Consider the following 20,464-nt stretch of genomic DNA (forward strand, 5'->3'; position numbering starts at 1 on the left):
GCGCCACCGCGCCACCGCGCCACCGCGCCACCGCGCCACCGCGCCACCGCGCCACCGCGCCACCGCGCCACCGCGCCACCGCGCCACCGCGCCACCGGCCACGACGGCTGGCGCGCTGTGTGCCCGTGGCCCGGAACCTCCTTCACCGAGGCCGAGCAGCCCTTCGGCACACCCGTCACCGCCGAGCCCCTCTCCGAACTGGACGCCCACGGCTGGGAGCTCGACCACGTTGCCGAGGACTTCGCCGAGACCCGCGACCCCGCCGCCGACCACCCCAGCAAACTGATCGAGATGATCACCCTGTGGTACACCGAGGCGGGCAAGTACGGGGTGCTGCCCATCGACAGCAGCACCCTGGCCCGGATGGTCGTGGAGCGCCCGCAGATCACCAAGGAGCGCACCAGCTACACCTTCCGGCCCGGCACCCGGTCACCGCCGAGTACCGCTCCCCCTTCCGGTTCACCGGCACCCTCCACACCGTCACCATCGACGTGTCCGGCGACCTCATCACCGACCCCGGAAGCGAGATGCGCATGCACCTCGCCCGGCAGTGACCCGACCGCGACAAGCAGACCACCGGCGTTCGCCCCGGCCCGGCCGGGGCGAACGCCACCGCAGACATGCAGGAACCCCTTGCCGGAATTCGTTACGGTGGCGCACCGGATCGCGACGCTCGACAACGACGGCACCTCAAAGGCCGCCGAGATCCTCAAAGGACACCGTGTTCGCCCGGCGCCGCACCGGGCCGCCCGTCACCCGACGGGCCGGAACTCTTTGCTCCGTCTCCCGCGTTCTTTCGGCGTGACTCTTCAGCAAGAAATCGTCGGCAACGCCATGCAGATGGCGGTTGTCAACCTGCGCCCCGGCCAGACCGTGTACTGCGAAGCGGGAAAGTTCCTGTTCAAGACGACCAACGTGACCATGGAGACGCGGCTCTCCGGGCCGTCGGGCGGCGCCGGCGGCCAGCAGGGCGGTGGCGGCGGCATGGGCGGCATGCTGCGCCAGGCCGTGGGCACCGCCATGCAGGCGGGTCAGCGCGCCCTCGCGGGCGAGTCGCTGGCGTTCCAGTACTTCACCTCGACGGGCGGCGAGGGGACCGTCGGTTTCGCGGGCGTGCTGCCCGGTGAGATGCGCGCCCTGGAGCTCGACGGCACGCGCGCGTGGTTCGCCGAGAAGGACGCCTTCGTGGCGGCGGAGTCGACCGTGCAGTTCGGCATCGCCTTCCAGGGCGGTCGGACCGGGCGCAGCGGCGGCGAGGGATTCGTCCTGGAGAAGTTCACCGGGCACGGCACGGTGATCATCGCGGGCGCGGGCAACTTCATCGACCTGAACCCGGCCGACTTCGGCGGCCGCATCGAGGTCGACACGGGCTGTGTCGTCGCCTTCGAGGAGGGTATTCAGTACGGCGTCCAGCGCATCGGAGGCCTCAACCGGCAGGGGCTGATGAACGCGGTCTTCGGCGGCGAGGGACTCTCGCTGGCCACCCTGGAGGGCAACGGACGGGTGATCCTTCAGTCCCTCACCATCGAGAGCCTCGCCAACGCCCTGAGAAAGGCCCAGGGCGGCGACAAGCAGGGCCCGACGGGCGGGCTCTTCTCGACCGACGTGGGGTGAGCCGTCCGCGACCGACGTGGGCTGAGGCGTCGGCCGAGGCGAGGCGAGGCGTCGGCCGACGCGGGGTGAGTTCCCGACCGGCGTGGGGGAGCCGGTCGCGGGACCGATGAACGGATGCCGGGTGACTCCGCCGGGACCGATGAGTTGCGGGCGCCGGTGGGGTCTGTCCTGATGGCAGCACACCCCACCGCAAGGAAGCAGGCACGGTCATGGGCAAGCTCACCCTCACCGCTTTCGTCTCTCTCGACGGAGTCCACCAGGCGCCGGGCGGTCCGGAGGAGGACACGAGCGGAGGCTTCGATCAGGGCGGCTGGAGCGTCCCCTACGGCGACGAGGACTTCGGCCGCTTCGTCACCGAAGGTTTCTCCCGCGTGGACACCTTTCTGCTGGGCAGGCGCACGTACGAGATCTTCGCGGGCTACTGGCCGAAGATCACCGACCCGGACAACCTCGTCGCCTCCAAGCTGAACTCGCTTCCCAAGTACGTCCCCTCCTCGACGCTCACGGAGCCCGCCTGGGAGGGCACGACCGTGATCACCGGCGACCTCGGCAAGGAGGTCACCGCCCTGAAGGAGCGCACCGAGGGCGAGGTCCAGGTACACGGGAGCGCCACGCTGGCCCAGTCCCTGTTCGCGCTCGGCCTGATCGACACCCTGCACCTGATGACCTTCCCCGTCGTGCTCGGCGCGGGCCGCCGCCTCTTCGCCGAGGGCGCCGTCCCCACCGCGTTCCGGCACGCCGGCGGCACGATCACCGGCGCGGGTGTCGCCATCCACACGTACGAGCGCGAAGGCCGCCCCACGTACGGCAGTTACTAGGCGTATCGTCGCCCGTCGCCCGTCGCCCGTCGCCCGTCGCCCGTCGCCCGTCGCCCGTCGCCCGTCGCCCGTCGCCCGTCGCCCGTCGCCCGTCGCCCGTCGTGCCTCGCCGAGCCGCTGTGGGCCGTCTCGGGCCGTTCCCGCGGACTTCGCGCTCGGCGGTGAACGTCTTGGGGCGACGGGCCTGGTGGGCGGTGCCGGGGTGCTTGTGGGGGCCGTGTGAGGGCGCCGCGGAACAGGTTAACTCCCGGAAAATTCATCGGACTCGGCGGGAGAAATCAGCTCGCTTGACATTGACATGTCACGGTCTACGCGCGTCATTCTAGACGCATGAGATTCCCCCCACGAACCACCCGCATCGGCGCCCTCGTGGCCCTCATGTCCGCCCTGCTCGTCGGCGGCACCGCCGTGGCTCCGGCCAACGCGGCGGCGGCCTCCGTCGGCAGCATCTGTTACGGCGCGCTGCCGTCCCAGGCGTACGACACCCTGGACCTGATCGACTCGGGAGGCCCCTTCCCGTACTCGCAGGACGGCGTGGTCTTCCAGAACCGGGAGGGTGTCCTGCCCTCCCAGTCCACCGGGTACTACCACGAGTACACGGTCATCACGCCCGGCTCCTCGACGCGCGGTGCCCGTCGCGTCGTGACCGGCAAGAAGACCCTGGAGGACTACTACACCTCGGACCACTACGTCACGTTCAAGCTGATCAACTTCGGTTGCTGACGTTGGGCTGAGCCGAGTACCGCCAGCAGTCGCTTCATGGGACGACCCTCGCCCCGCGGACCCCCCAGGAACACCGGCCGCGGGGCGAGGCATGTCCGGACGGCGTCGCGGGGCGTCGCGCCCTCGGCCGGACGAAAGTCCGAAGCGGGCCGACTTTGGTCGGTGATGGGGCTCGCGAGGAGGTGGCGGTGGATTCGGCTGCGTAGATTTGTCGACCGTGAGTGGTGACAATCCGGTGCCTGTGCCGCGTGACGTTCCCGCGCCGACCCTGCCCGGCCGACGCTGGCTGCTGCCGTCGGCCGTGGCCGCGGAGCTCGACCCCGACGCCGAGCGTGCGGGGCCCTCCGGACGACCGCGTCGCACCCTGCGCGACTGGGTCGTCGACTTCGGCTGTTTCCTGCTGGCCGTCGCCATCGGTGCCCTGGCCGCGAACACCGTGACCGACGACCCGGACATCCCGCACGGCCTCGCCGTCGCCGACCAGTTGATCGGCGCGCTCGCCTGTGCGGCCGTCTGGCTCCGCCGACGGTGGCCGCTGGGGCTCGCCGTCGCGATGATCCCGGTCGGGCTGGTCTCGAACACGGCGGGCGGTGCGGGTCTGGTCGCCCTCTTCACCCTCGCCGTGCACCGGCCCTTCCGGTACGTGGCCTGTGTCGCGGGCGTCCAGATCGCGCTGCTCCCGGCGTTCTTCTGGCTGCGGCCCGACCCCGACCTGCCCTACCTCGCCGCCCTCGCCGTCACCGCGCTGCTCACCTCCGCGGTGGTCGGCTGGGGCATGTTCGTACGGTCCAAGCGCCAGCTCATGCTGAGTCTGCGGGACCGTGCGCGGCGGGCCGAGACCGAGGCGGGGCTGCGGGCCGAGCAGGCGCAGCGGCTCGCCCGCGAGGCGATCGCGCGCGAGATGCACGACGTGCTCGCGCACCGGCTCACGCTGCTGAGCGTGCACGCGGGAGCGCTGGAGTTCCGGCCGGACGCACCCCGGGAGGAGGTCGCCCGGGCCGCGGGGGTCATCCGGGAGAGCGCGCACGAGGCGTTGCAGGATCTGCGCGAGATCATCGGGGTGCTGCGGGCCGGGGACTCCGACGACGCCGGGCGGCCGCAGCCGACGCTCGCGGCGCTGGACGGGCTGGTCGCCGAGTCGCGCTCAGCGGGTGCGAAGGTCGTCCTCGACAACCGTGTCGCCGACCCGGCCGCCGTACCCGCGTCCGTCGGCCGCACCGCGTACCGCATCGCCCAGGAGGGACTGACCAACGCCCGCAAACACGCGCCGGGCGCGGAGGTCACGGTGACGGTCCGGGGGGCCGCCGGAGACGGTCTGACCGTCACCGTCGCCCATCCCGCGCCGCCCGGTCCGGTGCCGAAGGTTCCGGGGTCCGGACAGGGGCTGATCGGGCTGACGGAGCGGGCGACGCTGGCGGGAGGGCGGCTTGAGCACGGAGGGGTGGAGGGCGGGGGCTTTCGGGTTCGGGCGTGGTTGCCGTGGGGCGGGTGACGGTTCGAACAGCCCTTCCGCGCGCGATGTTCAGCCGCGTCCCGCCCGGGCCCCTGGCAGCATTGACGTGCCCCTTCTGCCCTTCTTGAGCGCCCCGAGCCCGTAGAGACGCGCGCGATGTCTCAGCCCCTCCGGCGTTCGAGGGGCGGGTCAGGGGCGGAGGCCCCTGGGTGATGGAGGTCCCCTGGCCGCGCGAATCCGTGACCCTGGGGGAGAGCGGGGAGGGCCAGGGGCGGCGGGGGCGATGAACTGCTGGGGGAACTGGTCAGGTGGGGGTCATGACTGCGATTCGGCTGCTGCTCGTCGACGACGATCCCCTGGTGAGAGCCGGGCTGGCGCTCATGATGGGAGGCGCCGAGGACGTCGAGATCGTCGGTGAGGCCGCCGACGGCAGCGAGGTGGAGGAACTCGTCGACCGCGCCCGGCCCGACGTCGTCCTGATGGACATCCGGATGCCGGGTGTCGACGGACTGACCGCCACCGAGCGGCTGCGCGGACGGGTTCGTCCTCAAGGACACACCGCCCGCGGAGATCCTCGCGGCGGTACGCCGGGTCGCGGCCGGAGACCCGGTGCTCTCGCCCGCCGTCACCCGCCAGTTGATGGAGCACGCGGCGGGTTCCGCCCTCGACACCCGCAGGTCCGGGGCCCGTACACGGATGGCCGTCCTGAACGAGCGTGAGCGCGAGGTCGCCGTCGCGGTCGGCCGGGGCCGTTCGAACGCGGAGATCGCCGCCGAACTGTTCATGAGCGTCGCCACGGTCAAGACCCACGTCTCGCGCATCCTCGCCGGACTCGACCTCAACAACCGTGTGCAGATCGCGTTGCTGACGTACGACGCCGGAATGCTGGAGGAGGACGGGCACTGATCGGGACCCTCGCGCGTTCGATGGTTAACGGGAGGGGAAGCCGTGATCGATCTGGGGAAGTACGGAGCGCTGTTCAACGAGAACCCGCATCCGGTCTACGCCGAGTTACGCGCACTCGGCCCCGTGCACCGGGTGCGGCTACCCCCGCCGGACGCCTCGCATGAGACCTGGCTCGTCGTCGGCCACGAGGAGGCGCGGGCCGCGCTCGCCGACCCGCGGCTGGCCAAGGACGCGGACAAACTCGGGGTCACGTTCTACGGCGAAGGGATGATCGGCAAGCATCTGCTGGTCGCCGACCCGCCGCAGCACACCCGGCTACGGACGCTGATCGCGGGCGAGTTCACCGGCCGGCGGGTCGCGGCGCTGCGCCCGCGGATCCAGGAGATCACCGACGAGCTGCTCGCCGCCATGCTGCCGCGCGGACGCGCCGACCTCGTCGAGTCGTTCGCCTATCCGCTCCCGCTGACCGTCATCTGCGAGCTGCTCGGGGTGCCCGAGCCCGACCGGGCCGCCTTCCGCGCGATGTCCACGGAGACGGTCGCACCCACCAGCGCCGAGAACGAGTACCAGGCCTTCGTTCAACTCGCCGCCTATCTGCGCGACTTGATCGAGGACAAGCGCTGCGCGGGTCCCACGGACGACCTGCTCAGCGGTCTCATCCGCACCACCGCGGAGGACGGCGACCGGCTCTCGCCGCAGGAGTTGCGCGGCATGGCCTTCGTGCTCCTCGTCGCCGGACACGAGACGACGGTCAACCTCATCTCCGGCGCGGTCCGTGAGCTGCTCGCCCACCCCGGCCAACTCGCGGCGGTGCGCGCCGACATGACGCTCCTCGACGGCGCCATCGAGGAGACACTGCGCTACGAGGGGCCGGTGGAGAACGCGACCTTCCGTTATGCCGCGGAGCCCCTCGACATCGGTGGCACGGCGATAGGTTCCGGGGAAGAGGTGATGATCGGCCTCACCGCGGCCGACCGTGACGGGGCGCGTTTTCCGGCGCCCGACCGCTTCGACGTCCGGCGCGAGACCCGCGGGCATCTCGCCTTCGGGCACGGCATCCACTACTGTCTGGGCGCGCCGCTGGCCAGGCTCGAAGCCCAAGTGGCCCTCCGCTCCCTGCTGGAGCGGTGCCCGGACCTGGCGCTCGACGGACCTCCGAGCGGCTGGCTGCCCGGCATGCTGATGCGAGGCGTGCGCCGTATGCCGGTTCGCTGGTGAGCGGCCCGGTGCCGCGTGAGTCAACTCCGTGTCGTACAACGACCGCCAGGCGGTCGCCCCGCAGCGTCGACCGTGCCGCGTACGGCGGAGATCACCGCGGACCTGACAGCCCTTGAGGACTCCCACCCGCACCGCTGGCGCCCCCGGTGGGACCCCGGCCGTCCGGCTCCTCGGCCCCGGCGGCCCGGCTCCTCGGGTGAGGGACCGCACGGAGGGGACTCGGATCAGGGGCGCTGGGTGTGCCCCGCCTCAGTGCCGGCCGCCCGGGATCTCCGCCGGTGAGACCGGACGGCGCTCGCGCCGGGACAGCTCGCAGGCCTCGGCGATGCGCAGCGCCTCCAGCGCCTCACGGCCGTCGCAGGGGTTGGCGCGCTCGCCGCGGACCACCTCGACGAAGGCGGCGAGCTCCGCCTCGTACGCGGGGCCGAAGCGTTCCAGGAAGCCCGTCCACGGCTTGTCCGCGGGCGGCGGTCCGGCCGGTTCGGTCGAGGCGATCGGCGTACGGTCGTCCAGTCCGACGGCGATCTGGTCCAGTTCGCCGGAGAGCTCCATGCGGACGTCGTAGCCGGCGCCGTTCACGCGGGTGGCCGTCGCGGTCGCGAGCATGCCGTCGTCGAAGGTGAGGACGGCCGCGCCGGTGTCGATGTCGCCCGCCTCGCGGAACATCGCGGGCCCGGCGTCGGAGCCGGTCGCGTACACCTGGACGACCTCGCGGCCGCTGACCCAGCGCAGCATGTCGAAGTCGTGGATCAGACAGTCGCGGTAGAGCCCACCGGAGAGCGGGAGGTAGCCGGGCGGGGGCGGCGCCTGGTCCGAGGTCATCGCGCGTACGGTGTGCAGCCGGCCGAGCCGGCCCGAGCGCACCGCCTCGCGGGCGGCCGTGTAGCCCACGTCGAAGCGGCGCTGGAAGCCCATCTGCAGAACTGTTCCGGCGGCGTCGACCTCGGCGAGCGCGGCGAGCGTGCCCGCCAGGTCGGGGGCTATGGGCTTCTCGCAGAACACCGGGAGTCCGGAGCGTGCTGCCCGACCGATCAGTTCGGCGTGCGCCGAAGTGGCGGCGGTGATGACCACCGCGTCCACGCCCCAGGTGAAGATCTCGTTCACGCTGGGCGCCGCTGTCGCGCCCAGCCGGTCCGCCAGCCGCTGAGCCCGAACGGGGTCCGCGTCCGTGACGATGAGAGAGCCGCCGACCTCACGGTGACGGCTGAGAGTGGCCGCATGAAATGTGCCGATACGACCCGCTCCGATAAGTCCGATGCGCATGGGAACAAACTGATGGTCGACCCATCATGCTGTCAATGGTTTGTCCGGACAATCGAACTTCACAACTTCCCGTCAACATCTCCCGGAGCTACGCTCGAGCCGTGGCCAAACCAGATGTGGATCCGACCGTGTCGCTCCAGCTCAGCGTCGACCGCACCAGCCCGGTCCCGCTCTACTTCCAGCTGTCGCAGCAACTCGAGGCCGCCATCGAGCACGGAGCGCTGACCCCGGGCAGCCTGCTCGGCAACGAGATCGAGCTCGCCGCGCGGCTCGGCCTGTCCCGCCCCACGGTCCGCCAGGCCATCCAGTCCCTCGTCGACAAGGGCCTGCTCGTACGGCGCCGAGGCGTCGGCACCCAGGTCGTGCACAGCCAGGTCAAGCGCCCCCTGGAACTCAGCAGCCTCTACGACGACCTGGAATCGGCGGGCCAGCGCCCCGCGACCCAGGTGGTCGTCAACGCCGTCGAACCGGCGTCCACCGAGGTCGCGGCCGCGCTCGGAGTGACCGAGGGCAGCGAGGTCCACCGGGTCGAGCGGCTGCGTCTCGCGCACGGTGAGCCGATGGCGTACCTCTGCAACTTCCTGCCCCCGAGGCTCCTGGAGCTGGACAGCGACCGGATGGAGGCCACCGGCCTGTACCGGCTGATGCGCGGCGCCGGGATCACCCTCCACAGCGCCCGCCAGTCCGTCGGCGCCCGCGCGGCCAGCGCGGAGGAGGGCGAGCGGCTCGGCGAACCGGCCGGGGCTCCCGTGCTCACCATGCAGCGCACCACCTTCGACGACACCGGCCGTGCCGTCGAGTTCGGCACCCACATCTACCGCGCCTCGCGCTACTCCTTCGAGTTCCAGCTCCTCGTACGGCCGTGAACCGCCCGCTTTCCCTTCGGCTTCTTCGGCTGTGAGCCGCCGGCTCCTCGCAGGGGCACCGCCGCGCTCGGCGTGAAGCAGTCCGGTCCGGTCCTCACATAGGTGGCCTATGGAGCCGCCGCATGGGACGCCGGACCGGGTGTTGTGTTCATCACCCACAATCCGCATCCCGCCTACCAGGTGGGAGATCGTTTCGTCCTGCCGAAGCGCGGCACCACGGCGGGCAGCTGCACCTGCCCGGGACGGGATCATGCTGGACGACCCGACCCGCCAGAAGGCGGGCGCGAGCGAGCCGGACGACCCGCGGCACGAGCTGGAGAACCGTGCCGTGCGAGGGACGCGGGGCCGTGACCCGCACCGCTCCGCCGGCCGGCCGGGACCGGCCACAGGCGTCCCGCAGGTCACACGCGTCCCTGTGCTTCCACGGTGCGGCCCCGGTGCGGCGTAGGGCAGAATCGACGCGATGAGCACCTACCGCGACCTCGCGCTGCCCCGAGCTCTCGGCTCCGCTCGAGCAGGGGGCACCCCCATCGGCTCCGCGCGGGCCACCGTCCTGCGGACCGTGGGGACACGCGAGCGCCGTTCCCATCTGACGGCACCCCGCGTCCCCACCGTCGGCATCGACATCGGTGGCACGAAGGTGATGGCGGGTGTCGTGGACGCCGACGGCAACATCCTGGAGAAGGTCCGCGCCGAGACGCCGGACAAGTCCAAGAGCCCCAAGGTCGTCGAGGACACCATCGTCGAGCTGGTGCTGGACCTCTCCGACCGGCACGACGTGCACGCCGTCGGCATCGGCGCGGCCGGCTGGGTCGACGCCGAGCGCAACCGCATCCTGTTCGCCCCCCACCTGTCCTGGCGCAACGAGCCGCTGCGCGACCGTCTCGCCGGGCGGCTTGCGGTGCCCGTCCTGGTCGACAACGACGCCAACGCCGCCGCCTGGGCCGAGTGGCGCTTCGGCGCCGGGCGCGGCGAGGACCACCTCGTGATGATCACGCTCGGTACCGGCATCGGCGGCGCGATCCTTGAGGACGGCCAGGTCAAGCGCGGCAAGTTCGGCGTCGCGGGCGAGTTCGGCCATATGCAGGTCGTGCCCGGCGGCCACCGCTGCCCGTGCGGCAACCGCGGCTGCTGGGAGCAGTACAGCTCCGGCAACGCGCTGGTCCGCGAGGCCCGTGAACTCGCCGCGGCCGACTCCCCGGTGGCGTACGGGCTCATGGAGCACGTCAAGGGCAACATCGGCGACATCACCGGTCCGATGATCACCGAGCTGGCCCGCGAGGGCGACGCCATGTGCGTCGAACTCCTCCAGGACATCGGTCAGTGGCTCGGCGTCGGCATCGCCAACCTGGCCGCCGCCCTGGACCCCTCCTGCTTCGTCATCGGCGGCGGCGTCAGCGCGGCCGACGACCTGCTGATCGGCCCCGCCCGCGACGCCTTCCGCCGGCACCTCACGGGCCGCGGCTACCGCCCCGAGGCGCGGATCGCGCGCGCCCAGCTCGGCCCCGAGGCCGGCATGGTCGGCGCCGCCGACCTGGCGCGTCTCGTCGCCCGCCGTTTCCGGCGCGCCAAGCGGCGCCGCGTGGAGCGCTACGAGCGGTACGAGCGCTACGCCGAGTCCCGTCGCACGACGCGGCAGGAGTCACGGTGACCGCCTCGCTCCCACGTCAGGCGTCGTCTTCTCCGGACGAGCCGCAGCGGCCGCCGGAGGACCCGCGCCGCAAGTTCCGCCGCCGCGCCCTGACCCTGCTGATCATCGTGCTGCTCATCGGCGTGCCGGCCGGCTACCTGATGATCTCCGCCGACCAGAGCCGCAACAGCGGCAAGGTCAAGGAGGAGAAGTACTCGGCGACCGGCCTCACCTCGGGCTGGCCCTCGCGCGTCCAGCGCCGCCTCTACCAGGTGCCCATCCCCGGCGATTCCACCGACGTCGCGTACTACGAGACGAACAACTGGAAGACCAGCCGGCTGTACGTCCAGTTCGGCACCACCCAGGCGGGCCTCGACCAGTTCTTCAAGGGCGTCGGCACCACCCGCGCCGCCCTGAAGAGGGACCACATCACCATCAGCGACCGCAACCAGAAGGTCGTCGGCTGGGAGTTCACCGGTCCCGGCCCCTGGTGGGGGCTCGTCCACAAGCAGAAGGACCCCGCGCCCACCCAGGACATCGTCGTGAACGGGTCCGAGTCCGGCCATCCCATGGTGTACGTCGTCTCGCGCACGATCCCGTAGCCAGGCCCAGCCGGTCCGCGCCCGCCCGGCGCGGCCGTGGGAGCCGATTGTCAGACCCCGCCCGTAGAGTCGAAGACAACTGATTCGACCGAGGGGCGGGAGGTGACCGGGCGTATGCGGGACGGGGTGGATGTGGTGACCGCGCGGGTGTCTTCCGCGGAGGCGCCGCCGGCACGGGTACGCCCCGCGTCGGCGCCGGATCCCCGGGCCCGGGAGCTCTCGCAGCCGCTTCCCGGCCAGTTGCCCTCCGTGCGGCTCGCCGCCGTCTTCCTGCCCGCGCCGCTCCCCCGGGAGGGGCGGATCGCGTTCTGGGACCCGGAGGGCGAACCCCTGCCCGCCGAAGACCACGGGGAGAGCGCGCCCACGGGGGAGTACCCCGAAGGCGCGTCGCCGGGCACCACCCGCGCGGGAGCGACCGCGCGCGAACACACCGAGCTGACGGTCGTACGGCCGCACGGTTCGGGAGTCCGCAGGGGTGTCGTCCCCGCGCTGACCCTCTCCGTCGGCGAAGCCCTGCCCCTGCTGACCGGGGCCCGGCGGAACCCCGCGGCGCATCCCGCCACCGCCTGCTGGGGCGCCGCCGCACTGCACGCGCTGCGCCTCGTCGCCCGTGGACGCCTGCTGCCGGGGCTCACTCCCGACGGCTTCGACTCCTGGCGCGCGGGCCCGCTGGACCAGGACGACATCACCCACCTGCGATCCGTCGCCGCGGCCCTTCCGTATGAAGGACACGCCGTCCCGCTGCCCGGCAAGGGACCGATCCGGCTGCCCGAGCCGGAAGCGCTGATGCGGTCCTTCCTGGACGCGGTCGCCGACACCCTGCCCCGCACCCCCGCCGCGCCCTACACCTCCGGCAAACCCTTCGCGGCGCGCGAGCCGCAGCGGCTGACCGGCGCCCACGACTGGGCCGCCGAGGTCGCCGCCGGCATGGACGCGGGCGTCCGCGTCTCGCTGCGCCTGGACCTGTCCGCCCACCAGCTCTTCGACGACGGCGAGGGAGCGCGGCGAGCGGGCGCCGCCGTCGTCCAGGTGCACAGCCTCGCCGACCCCACCCTCGTCGTCGACGCGGCCGCCCTGTGGGCGGGGGACGCCGACACGGTCTTCGGACCCCGCGCCCGCGTCGACGCCGCCCTCGCCGTCCGTCGCGCCGCCCGGGTCTGGCCACCCCTCGACCGCCTGTCCGAACAGGTCGTGCCCGATGTGCTCGCCCTCTCCGAGGACGAGTTGTCGGATCTGCTCGGGGTCGTCGCCACCCGGCTCGGCGCGGCCGGTGTCGCCGTGCACTGGCCCCGGGATCTGGCCCACGACCTGAGCGCCGCCGCGGTGGTGCGCCCCGCGCCCGGGTCCGCTACCGACGGGACCGGATTCTTCGAGAGCGAGGAACTCCTCCAGTTCCGCTGGCAGTTGGCCCTCGGCGGAGATCCGCTCAGCGAGGCCGAGATGGACGCCCTGGCCGAGGCCCACCGGCCGGTCGTCCGGCTGCGCGACCAGTGGGTCCTGGTCGACCCTGCGCTCGTCCGCAAGGCCCGCAAGCGTGAACTGGGCCTGCTCGACCCCGTGGACGCCCTCTCCGTCGCGCTCACCGGAAGCGCCGAGGTCGACGGCGAGACCGTCGAGGCGGTACCCGTCGGCGCCCTCGCCACGCTGCGCGACCGCCTCACGGCGGGCGTGACGCCCGTGGAACCGCCGCCCGGCCTGGACGCCCGCCTGCGGGACTACCAGCTCCGCGGCCTCGCCTGGCTGGACCTCATGACCTCCCTCGGCCTCGGCGGCTGCCTCGCCGACGACATGGGACTCGGCAAGACCGTCACGCTCATCGCGCTCCACCTGCGGCGGGCCCGCAGTGAACCGACCCTGGTGATCTGCCCCGCGTCGCTCCTCGGCAACTGGCAGCGGGAGATCACCCGTTTCGCGCCCGGCGTCCCGGTGCGCCGGTTCCACGGCGCCGACCGCACCCTCGACGGTCTCGACGGCGGCTTCGTCCTCACGACCTACGGCACGATGCGGTCGGCCGCGGCCCATCTCGCCGAGCAGCGCTGGGGCATGGTCGTCGCCGACGAGGCGCAGCACGTCAAGAACCCCTACTCGGCGACGGCGAAGGCCCTGCGGACGATCCCGGCCCCCGCGCGCGTCGCGCTCACCGGCACACCCGTGGAGAACAACCTCTCCGAACTGTGGGCCCTGCTGGACTGGACGACCCCCGGGCTGCTCGGCCCCCTCAAGTCCTTCCGCGCCCGGCACGCGCGCGCCGTGGAGAACGGCGAGGACGAGGAGGCGGTGGCCCGACTGGCCCGGCTGATCCGTCCGTTCCTGCTCCGCCGCAAGAAGTCCGACCCCGGAATCGTCCCCGAGCTGCCGCCCAAGACGGAGACGGACCACCCCGTCCCGCTCACCCGCGAACAGGCCTCTCTCTACGAGGCGGTGGTCCGTGAGTCCATGCTGGCGATCGAGACCACCGACGGCATCGCCCGCCGGGGACTGGTCCTCAAGCTCCTGACCTCCCTCAAGCAGATCTGCAACCACCCGGCCCTGTTCCTGAAGGAGGACGTGCGGGCCGTCGCGCAGGGGACCTCCGCCCGCTCCGGCAAACTGGCCCTGCTCGACGAGCTGTTGGACACCCTGCTCGCCGAGGACGGCTCCGCACTCGTCTTCACGCAGTACGTGGGCATGGGCCGCCTGATCACGGCACATCTGACCGCCCGCGCCGTTCCGGTGGAGATGCTGCACGGCGGCACACCGGTCGTCGAGCGCGAACACATGGTGGACCGCTTCCAGAGCGGGGCGACCCCTGTCCTGGTGCTGTCCCTGAAGGCCGCCGGCACCGGTCTGAACCTCACGCGCGCGGGCCATGTCGTCCACTTCGACCGCTGGTGGAATCCCGCGGTGGAGGAGCAGGCCACCGACCGCGCCTACCGCATCGGCCAGACCCAGCCCGTCCAGGTCCACCGCCTCATCACCGAGGGCACGGTGGAGGACCGCATCGCCGAGATGCTCGAGGCGAAGAGGGCCCTCGCCGACGCGATCCTCGGCTCCGGAGAGGCGTCCCTGACGGAGCTGACCGACCGCGAGCTCACGGACCTCGTGTCCCTGCGGAGGCCGACATGAGCGGGACCGAGGGGGAGGAGCCTCGCGTGCCGTCCGCCGGAGCCGGCGAACCGGCCGACGGCGCCGAGCGGCCTCGCCCCGCGACCGGAGACCGCCCCGCCGACGAAGCCCGTCGGGCGTTGCGCGCCGCGCGGGAGGCCGCGGCGGCGGCCGACGAACACGCGGATGCGGGTCTTTCGCCCCAGGTGTCCGAGGCGCCCCCAAGGGCCCCAAGGGGGTCCACCCCGGGAGCGCGGCCCAGTGACGTGGCCCGCGACGCCCTGCGACGGGCGGCCGCGACTGCGGCTGCGGGCGCCGGAGTTGGTGACGCTGAGAACGTCGGGGCGCATACGGATACGGCTGCGGCTGCGGACGCGGGTTCGGACGCTGGTGCTGGTGCTGGTGCTGGTGCTGGTGCTGGTGCTGGTGCTGGTGCCGGTGCTCGCGTGCGTGGGGCGAGTGCTGTGCGCGACGCGCGCGAGGGGTTGCTTCCGGTAGCCGACGGTGGTGTCGAGGCTGCTTCGGGTCAGCGTCCCGCCGAGACCTCGGCAGGACGTTCGGAGGCTGCCGAGCCCGCCACGACCGGCCGTTCCGGTACGGAGGCCGCGGGAGGCGCACGCCCCGGCGACATCGCCCGCGAGGCGTTGCGCGCCGCGCGGGACGAGGCGAGGCGGCTTCGGTCCGACAGTACGGACGGTAGCGGGGAGCGGGCGACGGAGGCTGAGGGCAAGGGAGTCGGCCCGAGGGGGCGTTCCGCCAGGACGTCCTCCGCCGGCGCCCGGGGGCGACGTGCCCCCGTGCACCCGGTGAACACGGAACGGGCATCCCGGGAGCGGGAACTTCGCGAACTGCTCGCGACCGCCTTCCGGTTGCCCCCCGACGTGATCGCCGACACCGGGCAGCCGTTCCATCCGGCCGACGGCATCGGCGAGGCGGCTCGCGACCGGAACCATGACCAACTCGGTGCCCCCGCGCACCCCGTGTCCGAGAGGGAGACACCGGCGGCCACCGAGCCCCACCCGTCGGCCAGCCCCCTCGACCCGGCCCGCACCACCGGCGAACCGGTCACCCCCGTCCCCGTCGAGCGGCTGCCGCGTTCCATGGCATCTCCAGGCCGGGACGGCGAGTTGCGCCGTACGTTCCCCGCCTTCCCCGCGCGGGTTCGGGAGGCCGGCGGGTTCGCGGAGACCTGGTGGGGCAACGCGTGGGTCACGGCGTTGGAGCAAGGCGCGCTGGACGCGGCCCGGCTGGCGCGCGGGCGGACGTATGCCGGGCAGGGGTACGTCGACGCCATCACCGTCACTCCCGGTCTGGTGCTGGCGTATGTGCACGGCAGCCGGCCGCGGCCGTACCGCGTCCAGGTCAGGGTGCGGACGCTGTCCGACGACGACTGGGACCGTTTTCTCGACGCCGCCGCCGAGCGCCCCGGACACATTGCGGCCCTGCTCGACAAGGAGGTGCCCAAGTCGCTCGCCGACTGCGGGGTCGAACTGCTCCCCGGCCCCGGCGAGCTCGAACCGCACTGCAGCTGCCCCGACTTCGGGCACCCTTGCAAGCACGCGGCCGCGCTCTGCTACCAGATGGCGCGGCTCCTTGACCAGGACCCGTTCGTCCTGTTCCTGTTGCGCGGCCGTGGCGAGCGCGAGCTGCTCGACGCGCTGTCCCGGCGCAACGCCGCCCGCGCTGCCCGCGCCGCCCAGGAGCGCGAACCGGCCCCGCTGCCCGGCGTACGCGCCCGCGACGCCCTCGCGCGACGCGTGCTGCCGCCCCTCCCCGCTCCGCCGCAGCCGCCCGCGCATCCCGGGCAACCACCCACCTACCCGGGCGCGCCGGGCGGCCCCGACCCGTTCGCGCTGGACCAGTTGGCCACGGACGCGGCCGCCCGCGCGCACGCGCTGCTCACCTCGGGCCGTGATCCCGTGGCGGAACTGACGCTCTGGCAGGACGCGGTGCGCATCGCCGCGGCCCGCCCCGGATCGGGTCTCACGGCCACCACACGCGCCCTCTACTCCTCGCTCGCCTCCGCGACCGGCCGTACCCCGGCCGATCTGGCGCGGGCGGTCGCGGCCTGGCGGCAGGGCGGGTTCGACGCGCTCGGCGTGCTCGAAGAATCCTGGGACCCCCCGGCGGGCCGGTTCGACCGGGCCAGACCGCTGCTGATGGCCGCCGACTTCCCGGCCTTCCGCCCCTGGCGCAACCACCTCACCCACCCGCGCGGCCACGCCCAGCTCCGTCTCGGCCGCAACGGCTTGTGGTACGCCTACGAGTCCGAGCCGGACCATGAGGACTGGTGGCCCCGCGGCACCCCCGACCTCGACCCGGTCGGCGCCCTGACGGGCCTCGGCGCACCGGACGACTTCTGACGCGTACCGGATTCCCGGGCCCGGGGACCGGGCCCTGCCGAGCGGGCCGGGCGGACCCTCCGCGAGTGCTCCCGCCGACCCGCCGAACGGTTCGGACACGGTGTGGACACATGTGGTGACCCCGTGTGGGCGACGTGGACGAATGGGCCCCATTTCCGCCCGGACGGCCGCGGAAGTTAGCGTGGGGCGGTGAGTGAGACGAAGACCCCTGCCCTTCAGTACCGCATCGATGGCCCGGAAGACGCTCCGGTCCTCATACTCGGACCCTCGCTCGGCACCACCTGGCACATGTGGGACAGGCAGGTCCCGGAGCTCGCGAAGAGCTGGCGGGTCTTCCGTTTCGACCTGCCGGGACACGGCGGCGCCCCCGCGTATCCGGCCGGATCGGTGGCCGAACTCGCCGGGCGGTTGCTCGCCACGCTCGACCGGGTCGGCATCCAGCGTTTCGGGTACGCGGGCTGCGCGTTCGGCGGGGCCCTCGGGATCGAGCTGGCGCTGCGCCGTCCGGAGCGCGTCGCCTCGCTCGCGCTGATCGCCGCCTCGCCCCGCTTCGGCACCCCCGACGAGTTCCGGCAGCGCGGAGTGATCGTGAGGTCGAACGGCCTCGACCCGATCGCCCGTACCTCGCCCGAACGCTGGTTCACGAGCGGCTTCGCCGCGGCCCAGCCCGCGATCACCGAGTGGGCCGTGCAGATGGTGCGCACCACCGACCCCGGCTGCTACATCGCGGCCTGCGAGGCGCTCGCCGCCTTCGACGTGCGGGCCGAACTGGGCATGGTGGGTGTGCCCACCCTCGTCCTGGCCGGCTCCGACGACCAGGTCACCGGGCCCGCGGAGGCGCGGACACTGGTCGCCGGGATACCGGACGCCCGGCTCGCGGTCGTGCCCGGTGCCTCGCACCTGGTTCCCGTGGAGCAGCCCGCCGCCGTCACGGATCTGCTCGTACGGCACTTCTCCGGCGCCTGGCAGCCCGCCTTCGACTCGTCCACCGGCCAGCTGGCGATCCAGGCCGCGCCCGCGTACCCCGCGCAGGCCGCCCCGCCGCCGGTCGCGCCCTTCGCCGAGATCGCCCCGGCCCCCGTACGGCCCGAGACCATGGGGCGGTCGGATCTCTTCGAGATCGGGATCAAGGTGCGCCGCGAGGTGCTGGGGGACGCGCACGTCGACACGGCGCTGGCCTCGGCGGACGAGTTCTCCGGGGACTTCCAGGAGTTCGTCACCCGGTACGCGTGGGGCGAGATCTGGGACCGGCCCGGACTCGACCGGCGCTCACGCAGCTGTGTCACGCTCACCGCCCTGGTCGCGGGCGGCCACCTCGACGAACTGGCCTTCCACACCCGTGCCGCCCTGCGCAACGGTCTCACCCCGGTGGAGATCAAGGAGGTGCTGCTCCAGACGGCCGTCTACTGCGGTGTTCCGGCCGCCAACAGCGCCTTCAAGGTGGCGCAGCAGGTCATCCGGGAGGAGACCACACCCCAGGAGTGATCTTGAGCCTGGTAGTGGGAGCACCCCTCTCGGTCCCCCTTCCCGGCGCCGGGAAGGGGGAGGATGGACCCATGAAGCTCACGAAGAAGTCGCATGCCTGCATTCGACTCGAGAAGGACGGGCGTGTGCTCGTCATCGACCCGGGGACCTTCACGGAGGAGGACGCGGCCGTCGGAGCGGACGCGATCCTGGTCACGCACGAGCACCTCGACCACTTCAACGAGGACCGCCTTCGGGCCGGTATGGAGGCCAACCCGGCGGCGGAGATCTGGACGCTTCGGTCGGTGGCGGAGCAGGTCTCCGCCGCCTTCCCCGGCCGGGTGCACACCGTCGGTCACGGCGACACGTTCACCGCCGCCGGCTTCGACGTCCAGGTGCACGGTGAACTGCACGCCGTGATCCACCCGGACATCCCGCGCATCACCAATGTCGGCTATCTCGTCGACGACGGCCGCGTCTTCCACCCCGGCGACGCCCTCACCGTCCCCGACCGGCCGGTCGAGACGCTGATGCTCCCCGTGATGGCCCCGTGGAACAAGATCTCCGAGGTCATCGAGTACGTCCGCGAGGTCAAGCCGCAACGCGCGTACGACATCCACGACGCCCTGCTCACGGACCTCGCCCGGCCGATCTACGACCACCAGATCGGCGCTCTCGGCGGTTCCGAACACCTGCGGCTCGCGCCGGGAGCGTCGGCGGACGTCTGAGCCGGCCGCGCGTGAACCCGTGACGCGTCCGCCCCGCCCTGGCCGCCAAGGGGTGGACGGAGTGTGATCGGCGGGCTCGTTGTCGTACCCGCCCGGTAGGTTGTGAGGCATGCGCATCGCCACCTGGAACGTGAACTCGATCACCGCCCGTCTCCCGAGGGTGCTGGCCTGGCTGGAGAGCAGCGGCACGGACGTGCTGTGCCTCCAGGAGGCCAAGGTCGCCGCCGAGCAGTTCCCGGCCGAACAGCTGCGCGAGCTGGGTTACGAGACGGCCGTGCACGCCACGGGACGGTGGAACGGCGTGGCGGTGATCTCCCGGGTCGGCCTGGAGGACGTGGTCAAGGGCCTGCCCGGCGGCCCCGGGTACGAGGGTGCGGAGGAACCCCGGGCCGTCTCCGCGACCTGCGGCCCGGTCCGCGTCTGGTCGGTGTACGTGCCGAACGGCCGCGAGGTGGACCACGCCCACTACGCGTACAAGCTCCAGTGGTTCGAGGCCCTGCGCGCCGCGGTGGCGGGCGACGCGGCGGGCAGCCGGCCGTTCGCGGTGCTCGGCGACTACAACGTGGCGCCCACGGACGACGACGTCTACGACGTGGCCGCGTTCGAGGGCCTGACCCATGTCACTCCGGCCGAGCGTGCCGCGCTGGCGGCCCTGCGCGAGGAGGGTCTGACGGACGTGGTCCCGCGCCCCCTCAAGTACGAGCACCCGTACACGTACTGGGACTACCGCCAGCTCGCCTTCCCGAAGAACCGCGGCATGCGCATCGACCTCGTCTACGGCAACGAGGCGTTCTCGACGGCGGTCAAGGACGCGTACGTCGACCGCGAGGAACGCAAGGGCAAGGGCGCCTCGGACCACGCACCCGTCGTCGTGGACCTGGACGTCTAGCGCTTCGTCAGGCCTCCCACGTCGGCCGCCCGCGTGAACCGGGTCTCGGCGTCGGGACGGCCAACCGGCCTCGGCGTCGGGACGGTCAACCGACCGCACGTCGTTCCCGTACGGCCAACTCCCCTTCCGCGGGGCGCCGTACGGATTCCCTCGCGCGCCCCGCGAGGGAAATTCAACAGGCGCTGGATCATGCCGGGTCGAATTCCAGGGGTGATGAATCTCCAGGGCGAGGGTGCGCCTCGCCCGGTCGGGGAAGGAATGTGGTGAGGCCCGGAGGCGGCCCGCCGGGCGTCACCATTCGCGTGTTTCTGTGATCAACTGCCGCAAGCTACGTTTTGTTCACATGCCGGGAACGCGGAGCTCAGGTGATCGCACACCCCACGGAGAGGCCGGTCATGAACATCCCCTTCCTGGACAAGTGGCTCAAGCGCTATCCGGTGCGGCAGGACCGGCCACTCGCCGCCGCCTTCGAGGACGATCCGGCGGGTGTCGCCGAGCTGCTCTCGGAGTGCGAACTGCTCCGCTCCCAGGCCGCGGCCGTCGGCGTCGAACTGGACGACACCCCGGCCTCGTTGGTGGCGCTCGACCAGCTCCTGCCGCTGTGGCGCGACGACCCCGAGGCGCTGCCCTGGCTCGGCAACGACGCCGGTCTCTATCTCGGCACGGTCGTGGTGCGCACGGTGCCGGGTGCCGCCTGGCATGTCTGGCCCGGCGGCAGTCCGGCGGTGCGGCTCCCCTCGGGCCGCGAGATCCCGGTCGTGGGGGGGGGGGGGGAGGGGGGGGGGGGGGGGGGTGCGGGGGGGTTCTAGACGTACGTCGAGGACGCGGAGGGAGGAAAGGGCC

General features: G+C 72.5%; 15 protein-coding genes and 2 pseudogenes. 16 read left to right on the forward strand and 1 reads right to left on the reverse strand.

Annotated elements, in window-relative coordinates:
- The first annotated feature begins 801 nt into the window (after positions 1 to 801).
- The 6 genes and pseudogenes from ACZ6KY_RS08040 to ACZ6KY_RS08065 all read left to right on the forward strand — a co-directional run bounded on the left by ACZ6KY_RS08040 (position 802) and on the right by ACZ6KY_RS08065 (position 6,732).
- The gene (locus ACZ6KY_RS08040) at positions 802 to 1,614 is read left to right on the forward strand and encodes an AIM24 family protein (protein ID WP_469309800.1); all 813 of its coding nucleotides are present in this window, start codon (positions 802 to 804) and stop codon (positions 1,612 to 1,614) included.
- Between the two features lie 209 nt (positions 1,615 to 1,823).
- A complete protein-coding gene (locus ACZ6KY_RS08045; RefSeq protein ID WP_469309471.1) occupies positions 1,824 to 2,432 on the forward strand; it encodes a dihydrofolate reductase family protein in 609 nt (202 codons plus the stop codon).
- A gap of 330 nt (positions 2,433 to 2,762) precedes the next feature.
- Positions 2,763 to 3,155: a guanyl-specific ribonuclease gene (locus ACZ6KY_RS08050; RefSeq protein WP_469309472.1), complete on the forward strand. Its 393-nt coding sequence runs from the start codon at positions 2,763 to 2,765 to the stop codon at positions 3,153 to 3,155.
- 217 nt (positions 3,156 to 3,372) lie between these two features.
- Positions 3,373 to 4,647 (forward strand): sensor histidine kinase, encoded by a 1,275-nt coding sequence (locus tag ACZ6KY_RS08055; protein WP_469309473.1) that lies wholly within the window; start codon positions 3,373 to 3,375, stop codon positions 4,645 to 4,647.
- 278 nt (positions 4,648 to 4,925) lie between these two features.
- A pseudogene (locus tag ACZ6KY_RS08060) lies at positions 4,926 to 5,514 on the forward strand (response regulator).
- Positions 5,515 to 5,556: 42 nt separating this feature from the next.
- A complete protein-coding gene (locus ACZ6KY_RS08065; RefSeq protein WP_469309474.1) occupies positions 5,557 to 6,732 on the forward strand; it encodes a cytochrome P450 family protein in 1,176 nt (391 codons plus the stop codon).
- Positions 6,733 to 6,981: 249 nt separating this feature from the next.
- Here ACZ6KY_RS08065 and ACZ6KY_RS08070 read toward each other — a convergent pair whose 3' ends face one another.
- On the reverse strand, positions 6,982 to 7,995 hold the full coding sequence (locus ACZ6KY_RS08070; RefSeq protein ID WP_469309475.1) for a Gfo/Idh/MocA family protein: 1,014 nt from the start codon (positions 7,993 to 7,995) through the stop codon (positions 6,982 to 6,984).
- A 128-nt stretch (positions 7,996 to 8,123) separates the two neighbouring features.
- Here ACZ6KY_RS08070 and ACZ6KY_RS08075 point away from each other — a divergent pair, with 128 nt between their 5' ends.
- From ACZ6KY_RS08075 to ACZ6KY_RS08120, 10 genes and pseudogenes are all read left to right on the forward strand, one after another.
- Positions 8,124 to 8,861, forward strand: a complete 738-nt coding sequence (locus ACZ6KY_RS08075; RefSeq protein WP_469309801.1) for a GntR family transcriptional regulator — start codon at positions 8,124 to 8,126, stop codon at positions 8,859 to 8,861.
- Positions 8,862 to 8,882: 21 nt separating this feature from the next.
- Positions 8,883 to 9,192 (forward strand): annotated as a pseudogene (locus ACZ6KY_RS08080) (hypothetical protein); the annotation flags it as partial.
- Positions 9,193 to 9,324: 132 nt separating this feature from the next.
- The gene (locus tag ACZ6KY_RS08085) at positions 9,325 to 10,512 is read left to right on the forward strand and encodes an ROK family glucokinase (RefSeq protein ID WP_469309476.1); all 1,188 of its coding nucleotides are present in this window, start codon (positions 9,325 to 9,327) and stop codon (positions 10,510 to 10,512) included.
- The gene (locus tag ACZ6KY_RS08090) at positions 10,509 to 11,093 is read left to right on the forward strand and encodes a sugar kinase (protein ID WP_469309477.1); all 585 of its coding nucleotides are present in this window, start codon (positions 10,509 to 10,511) and stop codon (positions 11,091 to 11,093) included. Before ACZ6KY_RS08085 ends, ACZ6KY_RS08090 begins: the two co-directional genes overlap by 4 nt.
- Before the next feature lie 102 nt (positions 11,094 to 11,195).
- Complete coding sequence (locus ACZ6KY_RS08095) at positions 11,196 to 14,198, forward strand: DEAD/DEAH box helicase (RefSeq protein WP_469309478.1); 3,003 nt, start codon at positions 11,196 to 11,198, stop codon at positions 14,196 to 14,198.
- Positions 14,195 to 16,540: an SWIM zinc finger family protein gene (locus ACZ6KY_RS08100; RefSeq protein WP_469309479.1), complete on the forward strand. Its 2,346-nt coding sequence runs from the start codon at positions 14,195 to 14,197 to the stop codon at positions 16,538 to 16,540. The genes ACZ6KY_RS08095 and ACZ6KY_RS08100 overlap by 4 nt, the downstream gene beginning before the upstream one ends.
- 189 nt (positions 16,541 to 16,729) lie before the next feature.
- The gene (pcaDC, locus tag ACZ6KY_RS08105) at positions 16,730 to 18,025 is read left to right on the forward strand and encodes a bifunctional 3-oxoadipate enol-lactonase/4-carboxymuconolactone decarboxylase PcaDC (protein ID WP_469309480.1); all 1,296 of its coding nucleotides are present in this window, start codon (positions 16,730 to 16,732) and stop codon (positions 18,023 to 18,025) included.
- A gap of 71 nt (positions 18,026 to 18,096) precedes the next feature.
- On the forward strand, positions 18,097 to 18,732 hold the full coding sequence (locus ACZ6KY_RS08110) for an MBL fold metallo-hydrolase (RefSeq protein WP_469309481.1): 636 nt from the start codon (positions 18,097 to 18,099) through the stop codon (positions 18,730 to 18,732).
- A gap of 109 nt (positions 18,733 to 18,841) precedes the next feature.
- Positions 18,842 to 19,621: an exodeoxyribonuclease III gene (locus tag ACZ6KY_RS08115; RefSeq protein WP_469309482.1), complete on the forward strand. Its 780-nt coding sequence runs from the start codon at positions 18,842 to 18,844 to the stop codon at positions 19,619 to 19,621.
- A gap of 395 nt (positions 19,622 to 20,016) precedes the next feature.
- Positions 20,017 to 20,430, forward strand: a complete 414-nt coding sequence (locus ACZ6KY_RS08120) for a DUF6278 family protein (protein WP_469309483.1) — start codon at positions 20,017 to 20,019, stop codon at positions 20,428 to 20,430.
- The last annotated feature ends 34 nt before the right edge of the window (positions 20,431 to 20,464 follow it).

It is taken from the genome of Streptomyces sp. NPDC042002, assembly GCF_055588305.1.

Coding starts and splice junctions, on each gene's coding strand:
- ACZ6KY_RS08045 (WP_469309471.1), top strand. CDS start 1,824: ATGGGCAAGCTCACCCTCACCGCTTTCGTCTCTCTCGACGGAGTCCAC.
- ACZ6KY_RS08050 (WP_469309472.1), top strand. CDS start 2,763: ATGAGATTCCCCCCACGAACCACCCGCATCGGCGCCCTCGTGGCCCTC.
- ACZ6KY_RS08070 (WP_469309475.1), bottom strand. CDS start 7,995: ATGCGCATCGGACTTATCGGAGCGGGTCGTATCGGCACATTTCATGCG.
- ACZ6KY_RS08085 (WP_469309476.1), top strand. CDS start 9,325: ATGAGCACCTACCGCGACCTCGCGCTGCCCCGAGCTCTCGGCTCCGCT.
- ACZ6KY_RS08100 (WP_469309479.1), top strand. CDS start 14,195: ATGAGCGGGACCGAGGGGGAGGAGCCTCGCGTGCCGTCCGCCGGAGCC.
- ACZ6KY_RS08110 (WP_469309481.1), top strand. CDS start 18,097: ATGAAGCTCACGAAGAAGTCGCATGCCTGCATTCGACTCGAGAAGGAC.
- ACZ6KY_RS08115 (WP_469309482.1), top strand. CDS start 18,842: ATGCGCATCGCCACCTGGAACGTGAACTCGATCACCGCCCGTCTCCCG.
- ACZ6KY_RS08120 (WP_469309483.1), top strand. CDS start 20,017: ATGAACATCCCCTTCCTGGACAAGTGGCTCAAGCGCTATCCGGTGCGG.